8 protein-coding genes and 4 pseudogenes are annotated in these 14,470 nt (G+C 67.1%); 7 read left to right on the top strand and 5 right to left on the bottom strand.

Annotated elements, in window-relative coordinates; genetic code table 11:
* The first annotated feature begins 74 nt into the window (after positions 1-74).
* Positions 75-833 carry an SDR family NAD(P)-dependent oxidoreductase gene (locus QAD21_RS12480; protein WP_280359626.1) on the top strand — a complete coding sequence of 253 codons (759 nt, stop codon included), beginning with the start codon at positions 75-77 and terminating at the stop codon, positions 831-833.
* Between the two features lie 181 nt (positions 834-1,014).
* On the opposite strand, the pseudogene QAD21_RS12475 reads toward QAD21_RS12480, so the two are convergent.
* The 3 genes and pseudogenes from QAD21_RS12475 to QAD21_RS12465 all read right to left on the bottom strand — a co-directional run bounded on the left by QAD21_RS12475 (position 1,015) and on the right by QAD21_RS12465 (position 6,114).
* Positions 1,015-2,026: pseudogene (locus QAD21_RS12475) on the bottom strand (nitronate monooxygenase).
* Entirely contained in the window at positions 2,027-3,493 is a 1,467-nt protein-coding gene (locus QAD21_RS12470) for a sugar porter family MFS transporter (protein WP_065630031.1), read from the bottom strand. It lies immediately after the preceding pseudogene.
* Positions 3,494-3,715: 222 nt separating this feature from the next.
* A pseudogene (locus QAD21_RS12465) lies at positions 3,716-6,114 on the bottom strand (EAL domain-containing protein).
* A gap of 292 nt (positions 6,115-6,406) precedes the next feature.
* Here QAD21_RS12465 and QAD21_RS12460 point away from each other — a divergent pair.
* From QAD21_RS12460 to QAD21_RS12450, 3 genes and pseudogenes are all read left to right on the top strand, one after another.
* Positions 6,407-7,598, top strand: a pseudogene (locus QAD21_RS12460) (beta-ketoacyl synthase N-terminal-like domain-containing protein).
* Positions 7,599-7,726: 128 nt separating this feature from the next.
* The gene (locus tag QAD21_RS12455; protein WP_280361701.1) at positions 7,727-8,590 is read left to right on the top strand and encodes a hypothetical protein; all 864 of its coding nucleotides are present in this window, start codon (positions 7,727-7,729) and stop codon (positions 8,588-8,590) included.
* A 54-nt stretch (positions 8,591-8,644) separates the two neighbouring features.
* On the top strand, positions 8,645-9,505 hold the full coding sequence (locus tag QAD21_RS12450) for an LLM class F420-dependent oxidoreductase (RefSeq protein ID WP_137811042.1): 861 nt from the start codon (positions 8,645-8,647) through the stop codon (positions 9,503-9,505).
* Positions 9,506-9,733: 228 nt separating this feature from the next.
* Here QAD21_RS12450 and QAD21_RS12445 read toward each other — a convergent pair.
* Positions 9,734-11,322, bottom strand: a pseudogene (locus QAD21_RS12445) (multidrug ABC transporter permease).
* A gap of 4 nt (positions 11,323-11,326) precedes the next feature.
* A complete protein-coding gene (locus tag QAD21_RS12440) occupies positions 11,327-12,292 on the bottom strand; it encodes an ABC transporter ATP-binding protein (RefSeq protein ID WP_280359625.1) in 966 nt (321 codons plus the stop codon).
* 97 nt (positions 12,293-12,389) lie between these two features.
* Here QAD21_RS12440 and QAD21_RS12435 point away from each other — a divergent pair, with 97 nt between their 5' ends.
* From QAD21_RS12435 to QAD21_RS12425, 3 genes are all read left to right on the top strand, one after another.
* Complete coding sequence (locus QAD21_RS12435) at positions 12,390-12,593, top strand: DUF2945 domain-containing protein (RefSeq protein ID WP_004018570.1); 204 nt, start codon at positions 12,390-12,392, stop codon at positions 12,591-12,593.
* 74 nt (positions 12,594-12,667) lie between these two features.
* Positions 12,668-13,027 carry a helix-turn-helix transcriptional regulator gene (locus tag QAD21_RS12430; protein ID WP_065629999.1) on the top strand — a complete coding sequence of 120 codons (360 nt, stop codon included), beginning with the start codon at positions 12,668-12,670 and terminating at the stop codon, positions 13,025-13,027.
* Positions 13,024-14,367, top strand: coding sequence for a permease prefix domain 1-containing protein (locus QAD21_RS12425; RefSeq protein WP_269555181.1), 1,344 nt, complete (start codon positions 13,024-13,026; stop codon positions 14,365-14,367). Before QAD21_RS12430 ends, QAD21_RS12425 begins: the two co-directional genes overlap by 4 nt.
* Positions 14,368-14,470 lie beyond the last annotated feature (103 nt).

The following is a 14,470-nucleotide window of genomic DNA, read 5'->3' as shown; positions in this document are numbered from 1 at the left end:
CGTTGCCAGGGATCGGCGATCCCCCGATGGTTGCGCTCTGGATGACTCGCCTGCTGGATCCGAGACTCGATGACATGAACCTCACCGGAAACACCATCTTCATCCCCGGAGCGACCAGCGGGATCGGCTTGGCACTTGCGACCCGTCTGCACGATAAGGGCAACACCGTCATCGTCGGCGGGCGGCGCACCGAACTCCTCGACCGGATCCGTGCGGAACACCCCGGATTGCACACCGTCGCGATCGATGTCGCCGACCCGGCCAGTGTCGAGTCCGCCGCACGGAAGGTCATCGCCGAACACCCGAACCTCGACGTGCTCGTCGCGATGGCCGGCATCATGCGGGTGGAGGATTGGTCGTCCCCGGAAGGCTTCCTCGATGCTGCGGAGGCAATGGTCACCACCAATCTCCTCGGTCCGATCCGTCTGATCGGCGCGTTCATCGACCACCTGCGGTCTCGACCGTCCGCCACGATCATGACCGTGTCCTCGGGCCTGGCATTCACCCCGCTCCGGGTGACGCCGACCTACAACGCCACGAAAGCGGCGATCCACATGCTGAGTGAATCGTTGCGCCTGCAGTTCGCCGATACCGGAGTCGACGTCGTCGAACTCGTGCCGCCGGCGGTTCGCACCGACCTGCTGCCGGGTCAACGGGACAGCGACTTCGCCATGCCCCTCGACGAATTCGTCGATGAGGTCGTCCATCTGATCGGCACGCAACCCGCCGCCACCGAACTGCTCGTCGAGCGGGTGAAGTTCCTGCGGTGGGGTGAGGCGCGCGGCGACTACGCCGACGTCGTGGCGACGCTGAACGAGCAGGACCCGCACTGAGGTGGGAGGAGCGCGACCCCTTCGCTCCCTGATTCGAAAGAAGCCCACCACCCCTGCTCCCTGAGGTGCGAGGAGCGATAGCGACGAGCCTCGAAGGGTCCTGGCGAGATGCGTGGCACACCCTTCGTGACGCGCCCTCCGCAAGCTCCGGGCGCTCCTCAGGGAACAGAGATCTCCTCGATCACCCGAGCCGGGCGATGGTCTCGACGGCCAACTCCTCGACGGCGTCGCGGTATCCGCTCCCGGCCCAGAGGTTGATCCCGTCGGGGTCGTTGCTGGCGGCGCGTCGGATGCCGCCGGTCAACGTGTTGACGGCCGGGTACTCGGCCACCGCGGCGTCGGAGAACCTGTCGGTGAACAGGTTTCGCAGGGCGCGTGCCGGTCGGCCGCTGAACGCCCAGGTGACCACGGTATCGGTTCGGTCCGGATCGGCGAGAGCCGCCGCGTGCGCGGGTTTGGTGCCGGCCTCGGCGGTCCGCAACAGAACCGTACCCACCTGCACCGCAACAGCTCCCACTGATCGGACCTCGTCGCCGGGCCGACGTGGAGATCCCACCCGCCGCCACGATCGGCAGCGGCACCCGGTCGGCGACCGCGCGGATCAAGTCGTCGAGCGGCTCTGTCGGAGGAGTGCTCCGGCGGTCGAAGACCGACCGATGGCCACCGGCGTCGGGACCCTGCACGCACAGCCAGTCGGCCCCTGCTCGACCGGCGATCTCGGCGTCCGTGGCCGTGGTGACCGTGACCCCGACACTGCACCCGTGCCGGTGCAATTCGGCGACGACCTCGGGTGCGGGACACCCGAACGCGAAGGACACGAGCGGAATCCGCTCGTCGCACACCAGCCGGATTTTGTCGTCGAAGTGATCATCGTCCTCGCCCAGGTCCTCGACCTCGGGAAGCGTCACGCCCAGACTTCGCGCATACGGGACGAGTTCGGCGCGGTAGCGGGCGAGGTCGTCGCGGTTCACCGGCTCCGCCTCGGGAACGAAGATGTTGACACCGAAGACCTCGGTGCCGGCCGTCCGCACGGCCGCGATGTCGGCGCGCACCTTGTCGGGGGTCAGGTACCCCGCGGCGAGCTGGCCGACACCGCCGGCCGATGCCGCGGCCACCACCAGTTCCGGGGTGCTCGGACCACCGGCCATGGGGGCCGCGACGACGCGGCTGGAGAGCTCACGCAGATCGAACATTCAGGCTTTGTCCTTCGCCGCACGGACCGCAGTGAACTGCGACAGTCGCGCCTCTGCCACCGAATCCATCTGCTCGAGCTCCATCCCCTTGGTCTCCTCGACCTTCCGGAGGACGTAGAAGAACGAGGCCGCGGCGCAGAAGGCGAAGAAGCCGTAGATGATTCCGAGTCCGACGGCTTCGGTCATCGGCGGGAACAGCATCGAGATGGTGAAGTTCGCGACCCAGTTCACGGCCGTGCAGACACCCAGGGCGACACCACGGATGCGGTTGGGGAACATCTCCCCCAGCATCACCCACATCACCGGGCCCCACGTCGCGGCGAAGGCGACCACGAACAGGTTGGCGCCGATCAGTGCGACCACACCCCACGGGTCGGGCAGCGTGATGTTCTCGCCCTCGCCGATCTGCTGGGTGAACGCGATACACGCCATGAGCAGGCCGATGAACATGCCCACCGAACCGCCGAGCAGCAGTTTCCGCCGCCCGATGCGGTCGACGAACAGGATCGCCACGAAGGTCATGACGACGTTGATGACGGCGGTGATCACCGATGTCTTGAACGAGTCGGCCTCGGAGAAGCCGACGGACTGCCACAGCGTCGTCGAGTAGTAGAAGATCGCGTTGATACCGACGAACTGCTGGAAGACTGCCAGCCAGATGCCGACCCAGACGAGCGGGTGCAGCCCGAATGACGGTCCGGCGATGTCCCTGATCGACGACTTCGCCTCGCGCTTGACCGTCAGCTTGATCTCTTTGACCCGCTCGAGGGGGTTCTCCTCGCCCGTCACCTCCTGCAGGATCCGGGCCGCCTCGGCATCACGGTTGCGGCCCACCAGGTATCGCGGCGACTCCGGGATCAGCAGCGCCAGCACACCGTAGACGACGGCGGGCACGACACCGACGAGGAACATCCACCGCCACGCCTCGAGGCCCCACCAGAAGTCGTTCGACGCGCCGCCCGCGCTGTCGGCGAGGAGAGCGTCGGACAGCAACGCCGCGAAGATGCCCATCGTGATCGCCAACTGCTGCAGAGACCCCAGGGCGCCGCGGAAGCGGGCCGGAGCGATCTCGGCGATGTATGCGGGAGCGATCACCGATGCGATACCGATGCCGATACCGCCGAGCACACGCCACAAGAGCAGGTCCGGGATGGTCTGTGTGAAACCGGTGCCGATCGAGTTGATGATGAAAAGCGCGGAGCCGAGCAGCATCACGCGCTTGCGGCCCCACACGTCGGCCAATCGGCCCGCGAACCATGCGCCGAGCGCACAGCCGAGCAACGCGATCGCGACGGCGAAGCCGGTCATCAGCTTGCCGAGGCCGAAGTCCGCTTCGATCGAGTCGACGGCGCCGTTGACGACCGAGCTGTCGAAACCGAACAGGAAGCCACCGACCGCCGCGGCGACCGTGACACCGATGACCTTCGCCGTGTGTTGCTCGGCGACTTGCCGCTCCGCGTCGGTCATGACGCCGTCCAGAGCGTTGCAGGAGTCCACCGCAGAATGTGTGTCATGTCCGTGACCTCGCTGTCCGGTTGCATGGACGCCGGGTGATCGACGTGGCGATCAATCTACTCGCGTGCATCGCCGAGTCTGACGGTAACGGACACAGTCGCATGCATAGCGCAGATACGCCCCACGGTATGGCGTGGGACGCCTCGGTGACAGTGTTGGTCTGGCGCGGACAGGTCAGCCGGTCTCCCAGACACCGGGATTCGCCCGGATCCGGACTCCGGACCCGATCACGTCGGCCAGCGGGGCGGGACGCCCGAAGTGATAGCCCTGCGCGAGGTCGCAACCGACCTCGGCGACCGTGGCTGCCTGCGACTCGGTCTCGACTCCCTCGGCGACGACCCGCATGCCCGCGGCGTGCGCCATCGTGACGATGCCGGCCAGGATCGACTTCGCACTGGGGTGCTCGTCAAGGGCGTCGACGAACGACTTCGCGGTCTTCAGCACGCTGACCGGCAGTCGGTAGAACTCGCTCAGCGACGACGCTCCGGTGCCGAAATCGTCCAGCGAGACCTGGGTCCCGAGATCGCGCACCTCGCCCAGCAGGGTCAGCAGGTCCCCGTCGAGTGGATCGAGCGCACTCTCGGTGATCTCGAGGCAGAACGCCGCGGGGTCCATGCCCGACCGGGCCATCGTGTCGCGGAGCCGCGTCGGGAACTGGCCGTTGGTGAGCTCCCGACGGGAGACGTTGATACACAACATCACCCGACGCAGTTCCGGTACGGCGGCCACCTCGGCGGCCGCGGTCTCCAGCACGTAGTTCCCCACCCGGTCGATGAGATTGGATCCTTCTGCGAGCGGGATGAACTCGGTCGGCGAGATCGAACCCAGTTCCGGGTGACGCCAGCGCAGAAGGCTTTCCAGCCCCACCAGCGTGCCGTCGCCGGTCGACACGATCGGTTGGTAGTGGATCTCGAGCTGACCGGTGTCGGTGTCGAGGACCCGGCGCAGTTCTTCCTCGATACGTTGCCGGCGCTGGAGTTCCTCCCGATGCTGCGTCTCGAACCGGACGTAGCGTGCCCGAGAGGCTTTGCGCGCCTGGTACAGCGCGATGTCGGCGTCGCGCAGCAGATCGGTGGCGGTGTATTCGTCACCGGCCTTGACCGTTGCCACGCCGATGCTCGCCTCCACCTTGAGGGGCTCGCTGCGGATACTGACCGCTATGGGCTCGTACACCGCCCCGCGAATCTTGTCGATCTGCTGCTCGATCTCCTCGGCCGAACACGCGATCCCGAGAGTGGCCACCAGGACGAATTCGTCGCCCCCGATCCGGCCCACCGCGGCCTCGTCGGGGGTCGCCGTCGCCAATCCCTGTGCGACCGCGTGCAGTACCTCGTCTCCCACCGCATGCCCGAGCGAGTCGTTGACGAGTTTGAAGTTGTCGAGGTCGATGTAGAAGATCGCGACGCAGCAGGCGTTCTCCTCTTCATCGAGTCGGGCCATGTGCGACTCGAGTTCGCGAATGATGCCCGACCGGTTGTACAACCCGGTCAACGGGTCGTGTACGGCCTCCCACGCCAGCTGGGACGTCTCGCGATAGCGGTCGGTGATGTCGACGAAGGACACCAGGGCGACGACCTCGGCGCCGTCGTCGTCGATGGGCCGGCAACTGCATGACAGCCAGCGCTCGCCGAGCGGCGTGGTGATCGTCGCGGTGGCGTCGGTGACCGCCTCGCCGGTGCGCAGGCACTGTGCGATCGGTGACTCGCCCGCGATGAAATCCAGGGGCAGTTCGTGGACGCTCGCGCCCGGGCTCGCTCCGGTACCCAGCATGGTTCCGGCCGCCGGGTTCGCCAGTTCGATGTGCCCGTCTTCGCGGACGACGATGACCGCCTGGTGCAGGGCGGCGAGGATCGTGCCGAGGCGCTCGATGAGGGGTCGACGAGTCGGTTCCGCGACGATGAGAAAGCCGTCGTCCATAGTGGTGATCGATGTGTGCGCGAGGAACGACCGTCCGTTGTCGGAACGCCGGTGCAACTGGTCGACGGTTCCGCCCAGCGCCACCGCCGCGTGGGGATCGACGTGCGCCCCGATGACGTCGTCGAGGTGTCGTCCGATCGCCTCGGAGGCCTGCCTGCCGTACATCTGTTCTGCCGCCGGATTCCAGGACCTCACCGTCCTGTCGTCGTCGACGGCGATCACGGCGTTGCTCACGTGGTCGAGCAGCGCTGCTTGTCTGCGCAGCGCGGACTCGACCGCCTTCTGGGCGGTGATGTCTCGGAGGATGACCTGATAGGCCGGCTGATCGTGCCAGACGTGCGCACCGAGGTCACCTCCATGGGCCGGGAAACCCCGTGTGCGTCCACCATGACCACTTCCTCGGGCGTGGTCGACGCGCCGGCCTCGTCGCCCATGCCGATGATCCGCTCGATCATCTGCGGCAGTTCGTCGGGATGGACGAACTCGGCGATCGAACGACCCAGCATCGCTTCGCGGTCGTCGACTCGCGCGAACGCCAGGGCGGCTGAGTTCACATAGACGATGAGGCCGTCCTGGTGCACCGCGATCGCGTCCGGACTCAGTTCGAGAAGCAGGCGGTAACGCTCGGCGACCGCCGCGTCACTGGCACGGGCCATGGGCTCGGCGTCCGGGGCGACGAGGCCGGGCCGGTCATCGTCGCTGTGCGTCGGTCGGCTCACTGCGTCACCCCCTCGATCCGTCTTCCCCCAACCGCCCATCCTCCCCTACCTGGCTTCGAAAAGTGGGCGCTGCGCGGTGCAAGACTGCGTCAAACGGAAATTTCGCCCTCGAATACCCGCGTGAACTGGCCGAATGTCGGGTTTGGGCGGGATCCTGGGAGCGGGTTGCCCACTCGGGCAACCGCGATGACCCAAGATTCATCGCTTATCGCACAGAAAGTTCACGATCATGACGATTCAACGTTCGACCATCTCCGGCCTGGGAGCCGTCACGGGGTACGGCTGGGGCCGCGACGCACTCTGGAGCGGTCTCGTCTCCGGCAAGTCGGCGGCCGCACTCCATCAGGGTTTCGGATTCACGGGTGGTCAGACGACCGGTGCCGAGGCGTCTGACGACACCGCAGAGCCCGGGTGGATCGTGCGGGTGCCCGACGGTGGGCAGCAGTCCGACGGTCGCACCCGCTTCTCGCGCGCGATGCGTGCCGCAGCGCGTGAGGCGATCGAGGACGCGATGGCGCGCGGCTGGACCCGGGTCCCGGGTGGGACTCGTGCACGCCTGCGTGCTGGGCGACCTCGACATGTACCCGATCGTCACCTCCGGCGTCGGCCAGTACACCGGACGGCAGTACCTCTCGGTCACCCCGTCGACGCCGGTGTCTCTGCTGATGCAGGAGTACGGCTTCCACGGACCCGCGATCACGGTGTCGGCCATGTGCACCTCCGGCTCGGCGGCCATCGTCACCGCGAAATCGTGGCTCGATTCCGATCTCGTCGACGACGTCGTCGTGGTGGCGACCGACCTGTCGGCCCGGCCCGAGGTCGTGGCGATGTTCGTACAGCTCGGTGTCGCCATCACCGACACCGATGCGCTCAACGCGTGCCGCCCGTTCCAGGAGGGCAGCCGCGGATTCACCTTCGGCGAGGCGGCGATCGCGTTCACGATGACCAACCGTGCCGCCGACGGTTACGCAGATGTGCTGGGCGGGTCGATGTCCCACGACGCCTTCCACGTCACGTCGATCGATCCGGAACTGACCGGCGTCCGTTCGTGCGTGGAGCAGTCGCTCACGATGGCCGGCGTCGACGGCAGGAGCATCCGCTACCTCAATGCGCACGGGCCGGGGACCCGCCAGTGCGATCGCGCGGAGGCGACCATCGCCGAGCAGATGGTGCCCAACGCCGAGGTGTTCTCGGTGAAACCGCTTGCCGGTCACTGTCAGGGCGCTGCCGGAGCTGTCGAACTCGCGGCGTCATTACTCGGCTACGAGCGGGGCGAGATCCCGGCGAGCCCGCGGGTCGCCGAGGCGATCATCCCGCAATTGCTCGACGGACGAACCGATCTGGTCAGCGGGTTGACCCTCAAGACCTCCCTCGGAATGGGCGGACACAACGCGGCGGTCGTTCTCGCGCCCAATGCGTGAATGGTGTGACGTCCTGCTGACCTCGATGCGGCCCGGGCTCGCCGCTCGGGCCGCATCGAACCGGAAATGCTGCGGAATACCGCGCCGCACCTCACAATTCAGCTATGAGCAACGAACCCGATCCTCCGATGGGCGATTCGACACGGACCGACCCACCGCCGACATCGGGTGCCCGCCACGCATTGACGCTGTTCCTCAACTCACCGTTCGCGGGCATGTCCCCGTGGATCCTGATGGCGCTGCTCGCGGGGCCCGGTCGATTCGAGGAGGCCGCGGCCTCGGCGTTCGCGCTGTCACTCCTCCTGGTCATCGGTGGCCACAAGCGCGGTACGAGCGTCAAACTCCTCGAGGTCTTCGACGTCACGTACTTCGGCACGATGGCGATCATCGCGCTGTTCGCCTCCGACCACGTCATCGACTGGTTGGAGCGTTGGGGCGGAGAGATGACCAACATCGCGCTGGTCTCCTTCGCGCTGGGGTCGATCCTTGTGCGCCAGCCGTTCACGCTTCAGTACGCACGGGAGACCACCGAGAAAGAATTCTGGGACAGCCCGCTGTTCATCCACATCAACTACGTCATCACCTGGGCGTGGGTCGGCGGCTTCGGCGTCGCCGCTATCTCGGGCGCATTCGGCGATCTGGTGCTCGACGACCCGAACAACTTCTGGACCGGATGGATCATCCAGATCGGCGGCACGATCTTCGCGATCGCCTTCACCGAGTTCTATCCCGACTACGCGACCTACCGGGCTGCGGTTCGTGAGGGTTGGTCCACCGACGAGAAGCCCGAGAGCATCATGCATCTGTTCGGTTGGGTGCCGATCTACGTTCTCGCGATCGGCATCTCCGGACTGGTCACCGACTCCCTCGGGACAGTTGCCGGTGTCGTCCTCATCGTCGCGGGCGTCGTCGCGATCAACGTGTTCAAGCGGATGACGGCCGCCATGGACGCACGGCTGGAGGCGACGGCGGGACGACCGACACAGAGCTGACTCGGGTCGGACGCCTCGGCGCGGCCCGATCGCTCGATCGGTAGTGTCGACGGCATGAAACTCGACGGCGTAGGAATCTGGAGTTCACCGCTACGGTACGGAGACACCGGGGAGGCCGCCGAAGCGGCTGCCGAGCTCGACGACCTGGGATTCACGGCCCTCTGGATCCCCGATGTGGGGGGTCCGGTGCTCGACTCGGTCGAGAACCTGCTCGGCGCGACACGGAAGGCCATCGTCGCCACCGGCATCCTCAACATGTGGATGCACGAGCCGCACGATGTCGCGGCCGCGCATGCGCGCCTCACCGAGCAGTTCGGTCCTCGCTTCCTCCTGGGCCTCGGGATCAGCCACGCGCCGTTGATCGACGCCCAGGAAGCCGGTCGCTACCAGAAGCCGCTCGCGACCACCAAGGCGTTCCTCGACGGTCTGGACGAGGCACCGCAGCCGGTGCCGGCCGATGCACGAGTACTGGCCGCCCTCGGGCCGAAGATGTTGCAACTGTCCGCCGACCGGACCGCCGGAGCCCACCCCTACCTGGTGACCCCGGACCACACCAAGGTCGCCCGGGAGACCCTCGGCGACGGTCCGCTGCTCGCACCGGAACAGACGGCGATCTTCGCCGCCGACCGCGACGAGGCGCGCGCCGTCGGCACGAAGTGGCTCAAGGGTTACCTCGCGATGCCGAACTACGCGAACAACCTTCGGCGCCTCGGGTTCTCCGAGGACGATTTGAGCTCGGTGAGCGACCGCCTGTTCGACGCCCTGATCGTCTGGGGCGACGACGCGGCGATCCTCAAGCGGATCGATGAGCATCGGTCCGCCGGCGCCGACCACGTGTGCGTCCAGGTTCTCCAAGCCGACCACCGGGGCTTCCCGCGCGAGCAGTGGCGTCGTCTCGCGGCGGCGCTGGGGTGATGCGTACGGTCCTTGAGGTGCGGCCACCCTCTGCTCCCTCATCCGAAGGAACGAGATAACCTTTGCTCCCTGAGGTGCGAGGAGCGCCAGCGACGAGCCACGAAGGGCCTGGTGAGACACGTTGCGAGGCCCTTCGTGGCTCGCTTCGCTCGCACCTCAGGGACCAGTTATTGGGCTCGCACTTCAGGGAGCGGGGTCGGGCTCGCACATGAGTAAGGTGCGACGTCGTCACGGGATGTCCCGCCGGCGGAAGCCGGCGAACCCCAGAGCGACGAGCAGCACCACGACGACCCCCACCCAGACCAGTCCCCACCAATCCGGCTGGGCAGCAGACACATCCGGTACGTGATGAAACGGGCTGAAGCCCAGCGCCCAGTCCGGGAGTTTGAAGCTCGGGCCCAGGATCGTGAGCACGAAAGACACCAGGACGCCCAGCCAGATCGCGGGCCGCACGCGGGGTCGGGCGCCGATGACGGCGACGGCGATGCCGACGACCGCCCACACGGCGGGGATCGTGGCGATGGACTGGAGGAACACGTCGCCGAAGCCGAGGCCGAGATCGGCCGTGGCGGCGAAGACGCCGACGACCAGCCCGGCAACGGTGACGAGGGCGGCGGGGACAACGAGGGCGACACCGGTGACGGCGCCGAAGTAATTCGGACGGCTGACGCCGGTCGCGAGCACCGCTTCCGCTCGGTCGTCGAGCTCCTCGGTCCGGATGCGATTGACGATCTGGACCCCGGCCACGGATGCGACGATCCCGACCAGGCCGAGAATCGTTGTGACGAAGGCTGATACCAGGTCCGCGGGCGACGCCGCGCCGGAGGCGAAGATCTGGGCCATGGCGGGATTCGCGGTCAGCAGGCCGCGGACCGACCGGGTGAAGTAGCCGAAGATGACACCGAGTCCGACGAACGCGACCGTCCACGCGACGATCGGCGCCCGGTTGAGGCGGATCGCCAGCGCCAGTGGCGAGCCGATGCGGCCCCGTGCCGGGCCGGCCGGGCCGGTATGAGTCCCTGACCGAAATCCCGTGCACGCTGCAATGCGAAAGCCGCTGCACCGACGACGACCGCGAACGCGACGCCGATCAGCAACGGCCACCAGTGATCGCCGGTCGCGGGTCTGGTCTCCTGAATCCATCCCAGCGGATTGACCCATGTGGTCCACGTCGGTGCGTCCACCGAGAACAGAAACCCGCGCAGCACGAACAGGACGCCGAGCAGAGACACGGCGATCGTGGTGGCGGCCCTGGCGTCGGAACCCACCTGGGCGCTGACCGCGGCGATGGCGCCGAACATCCAACCGGTGACCGTGAACCCGGCGCCCAGCAGGAACGACGACCCCCAGGCCCCACCGCACAGCGACGTCGCCAGACCCGCCAGGATGCCGATGGCGATCGAGCACACGCCGGCCATGATCAACGCGGTCGACAGTCGGGCGGCACGTCCGAGCACCCCCGCGGCGAGAAGTTCGGCCTGGCCGGAATCCTCCTGTCCACGTGCGGCTTTGACCACGATGAAGATCGCACCGAGCGCGGCGATGAAACCGCCCAGCGCGAGGCTGCGCCACGCGACGAATCCGTCGACCGTGGCCAGGTCGTAAGCGGGTCCGAAGATCAGCCCGAGTGCGGGATTCGAGCCGATCGTCGTGGCGAACGCGGCGCGTTCCGCGGCGTCGGGAAACAGCAACGGGTAGGCGATGACCGACGACACGGCCAGTGCGGTGGGCAAGACGATCCACGGCGCGAAGCTTCGACCTTCGTGGTGCAGGGAGGCCCGTAACAGCGGCGGCGTACCGATCGTCGATGCAGTCATCGCCTCACCGCTCCCCTGCCGGCTGGTCGGCCTTTTCGTAGAGCGACAGGAACAGGCTTTCCAGCGAGGGCGGTTCGACCGTCAGCGACCGCAGGCCGCAGGCGGTCAGCGCTGACATCACCGGACCGATCTGATCCGAGTCCACGGTCGCGCTCAGTCGGAGCCCGCCGGAGTCGTGGTCGTGCGAATCGATATCGTGCACCTCGGCGTTGTGCAGTTGCGCGAGAAGGTCCGGGCTCGGCGCCGAATCCAGTTCGGCGCGAACGGAAGTGCGGGTGTGCCCGCGCAGCTCGGCCAAGGAGCCGGTCGCCACGACGGCGCCGTCGCGGATGATGCTGAGCCGGTCCGCCAGGGTCTCCGCCTCGGCGAGGATGTGACTCGACAGCAGCACGGTGGTACCGCGAGCGGTGGCCTCCCCCACGACCTCCTGGAAGACGTTCTCCATCAACGGGTCCAGGCCCGACGTCGGCTCGTCGAGGATGAGCAGCTCTACATCTGACGCCAGCGCCGCCACGATCGCGACCTTCTGCCGGTTTCCCTTCGAGTACTGCCGTCCACGTTTGGTGGTGTCGAGCTCGAACCTGGAGACCAGGTCGGCCCGGCGCCCCTCGTCGAGTCCGCCGCGCATCGAGCCGAGTAGATCGATCATCTCCCCGCCGGTCATCGTCGGCCACAACGCGACGTCGCCGGGTACGTACGCCAGCCGGCGGTGCAGCTCGACGACGTCACGCCAGGGGTCGCCGCCGAGGAGTCGGACCTCTCCCCCGTCCGCGCGCAACAGACCCAGCAGGACCCGGATCGTCGTCGATTTGCCGGCGCCGTTGGGTCCGAGGAAGCCGTGGACCTCCCCTCGCGCGACCTCGAGATCCAGTCCGCGAAGCGCCTCGAACGTGCCGAACGACTTACGCAGACCCCGGACGTCGATGGCGGGCTCGGTTCTCTGCGGGTTCTCGGAACGTTCGACGCTCATGCGTACCTCCGGCTCGACACGACGTGATGATCGTTCCACAGCGACTCTTGCAGCGGAGAAGGTTTGACCGTCGACGCCGTCGGGGCACACTGCCGCCATGGCGATCAAGAAGAACGACACCGTCCGCTGGAACACCTCTCAGGGCGAGACCGAGGGCACTGCGGAAGAGAAGCGCACCAAGGAATTCACCTTCGAGGGGCAGAAGTTCAAGGCCAGCGAGGACGAGCCGTACTGGATCGTCAAGTCGTCGAAGACGGGCTCGAAGGCCGCCCACAAGGAGTCGTCCCTGTCGAAGAAGTAATCGGCACACGCCGGTCCGAGGACTCCTATACCTAGAACTGCTATGCTCCTAGCAGTTCTAGGTGTAGGAGTGCTATGTATATCGAGAAGGACTTGGTGGCCGCGTCCGCGACCCCGCTGGTGCTGGGGATTCTCGCCGAGGGCGAGTCGTACGGGTACGCCATCCTCAAGCGGGTCCGAGAGATGTCCGGTGGTCGGATGGAGTGGACCGACGGCATGCTCTATCCCCTTCTGCACCGTTTGGAGCGCGCCGGCCACGTCGAGGCGAGCTGGGGTGCAGCCGACACCGGGCGGCGTCGCAAGCACTACTCGATCACGGCATCGGGGTTGGCCGCGCTCGCCGAGCGGAGGTCGCAGTGGGAGGTCGTGGCCGACGCGCTCGACCAGGTGTGGCGGACGGTCGCCCTGCCGCCTGCGGCGGAGGGTCTGGCATGACCGCGGAGACCGAGCTCGAAAGCCAGATCGACCGGTGGCGCGGATACGTTCTCCGACACCAAGCCATCGCCACCACCGATGCCGACGAGATGGAAGACCACCTCCGCGGGCAGATCGCCGACCTCGCCGCCGGTGGCCTCGACGACGACGAAGCGTTCCTGGTCGCCGTCAAGCGCATGGGCCGCGTCGATGCGTTGTCGCGTGAGTTCGCCCGCGAGCACTCCGACCGGTTGTGGAAGCAGCTGGTGCTGACCGCGGAACCATCCGGCGATCTGGGCCGACGACGTCACGAACTCGGAGTCGTGATCGGCCTCGTCGTCGCGGCCGCCACGACCGTCCGCGTCGCCGTCGAGGTCATGCCGGAATGGGTGCTCGTCCGCAATGCCGCGTTGCTCGTACTTCCTTTTATGGGCCTGTATTTCGGTTGGAAGCGCCGCGTCTCGACGCGAACCGCGCTCACGGTGATCGGTGCATTCGTCGTGACCGGAATCGTCGTCAACGTCTACCCGTTCGTCGACGACGGCACCACCCAGGCCATCGTCGCGATCCACGCGCCGATCGTCCTGTGGTTCCTCATGGGGGTGACCTACGTCGGCGGCCGCTGGACGTCCGGACCGCGTCGGATGGACTTCATCCGGTTCACCGGCGAATGGGTCGTGTATGCAACGCTTCTCGGCCTCGGTGCGGGAGTCCTCACCGGTCTGACCGCGGGGGCATTCGGTGCGCTCGACATCGACGTCGACACCGTGATCTCCCAGTGGCTGGCGCCCATCGCCGCGCCCGGCATCGTGCTGCTGGCGGCATGGCTGGTGGAGGCGAAGCAGAGCGTGGTCGAGAACATCGCACCGGTGTTGACCAAGGTCTTCACGCCCGTCACCGCGGTGATGCTTGTCGTGCTGCTGATCGCGATGGTGACCAGTGGCGACGTCGTGGACGTCGACCGTGAACTGCTGATCCTGGTGGACCTGATCCTTGTGGTCGTGCTCGGCTTGCTGCTGTACGCGATCTCCGCGCGCGATCCGCATCTACGCCCGGAGCTCTTTGACCGCCTGCAGCTGATTCTGGTCGTGACTGCGCTCGCGGTCGACGCGGTGATGCTGACGATCATGGCGTCGCGGATCGCGGAGTTCGGGTTCACGGCCAACAAGACGGTGGCGCTCGGTCTCAATCTCGTCCTGCTGGTGAACTTGTCGTGGGCCGCGTACCTGCTCTTCGGTTTCGTCCGCCGCCGCCGCGGGTTCGATGCGACGGAGCGGTGGCAGACCGACTATCTGCCGGTGTTCGCACTCTGGGCGGCCGCGGTCGTCGTCGTGGTACCGATGCTGTTCGACTTCGCCTGACCGCACCCCGGCGCCGGGAGCGAAGCGAGCGGGCCGAATTGATGCCGGCGCCGGGAGCGAAGCGAGCGGGCCGAATTGATGCCGGCGCCGGGGAGCGGAGCGA

It is taken from the genome of Gordonia sp. SMJS1 (genome assembly GCF_029866425.1).
In the GTDB taxonomy this organism is placed as follows: domain Bacteria; phylum Actinomycetota; class Actinomycetes; order Mycobacteriales; family Mycobacteriaceae; genus Gordonia; species Gordonia hongkongensis.
Note: the sequence above shows the minus strand (reverse complement) of the source record. Positions and strands in the feature narration are given on the sequence as shown.

Coding starts and splice junctions, on each gene's coding strand:
- QAD21_RS12450 (WP_137811042.1), top strand. CDS start 8,645: ATGAAACTCGACGGCGTAGGAATCTGGAGTTCACCGCTACGGTACGGA.
- QAD21_RS12440 (WP_280359625.1), bottom strand. CDS start 12,292: ATGAGCGTCGAACGTTCCGAGAACCCGCAGAGAACCGAGCCCGCCATC.
- QAD21_RS12480 (WP_280359626.1), top strand. CDS start 75: ATGAACCTCACCGGAAACACCATCTTCATCCCCGGAGCGACCAGCGGG.
- QAD21_RS12430 (WP_065629999.1), top strand. CDS start 12,668: ATGTATATCGAGAAGGACTTGGTGGCCGCGTCCGCGACCCCGCTGGTG.
- QAD21_RS12470 (WP_065630031.1), bottom strand. CDS start 3,493: ATGACCGACGCGGAGCGGCAAGTCGCCGAGCAACACACGGCGAAGGTC.
- QAD21_RS12435 (WP_004018570.1), top strand. CDS start 12,390: ATGGCGATCAAGAAGAACGACACCGTCCGCTGGAACACCTCTCAGGGC.
- QAD21_RS12425 (WP_269555181.1), top strand. CDS start 13,024: ATGACCGCGGAGACCGAGCTCGAAAGCCAGATCGACCGGTGGCGCGGA.
- QAD21_RS12455 (WP_280361701.1), top strand. CDS start 7,727: ATGGGCGATTCGACACGGACCGACCCACCGCCGACATCGGGTGCCCGC.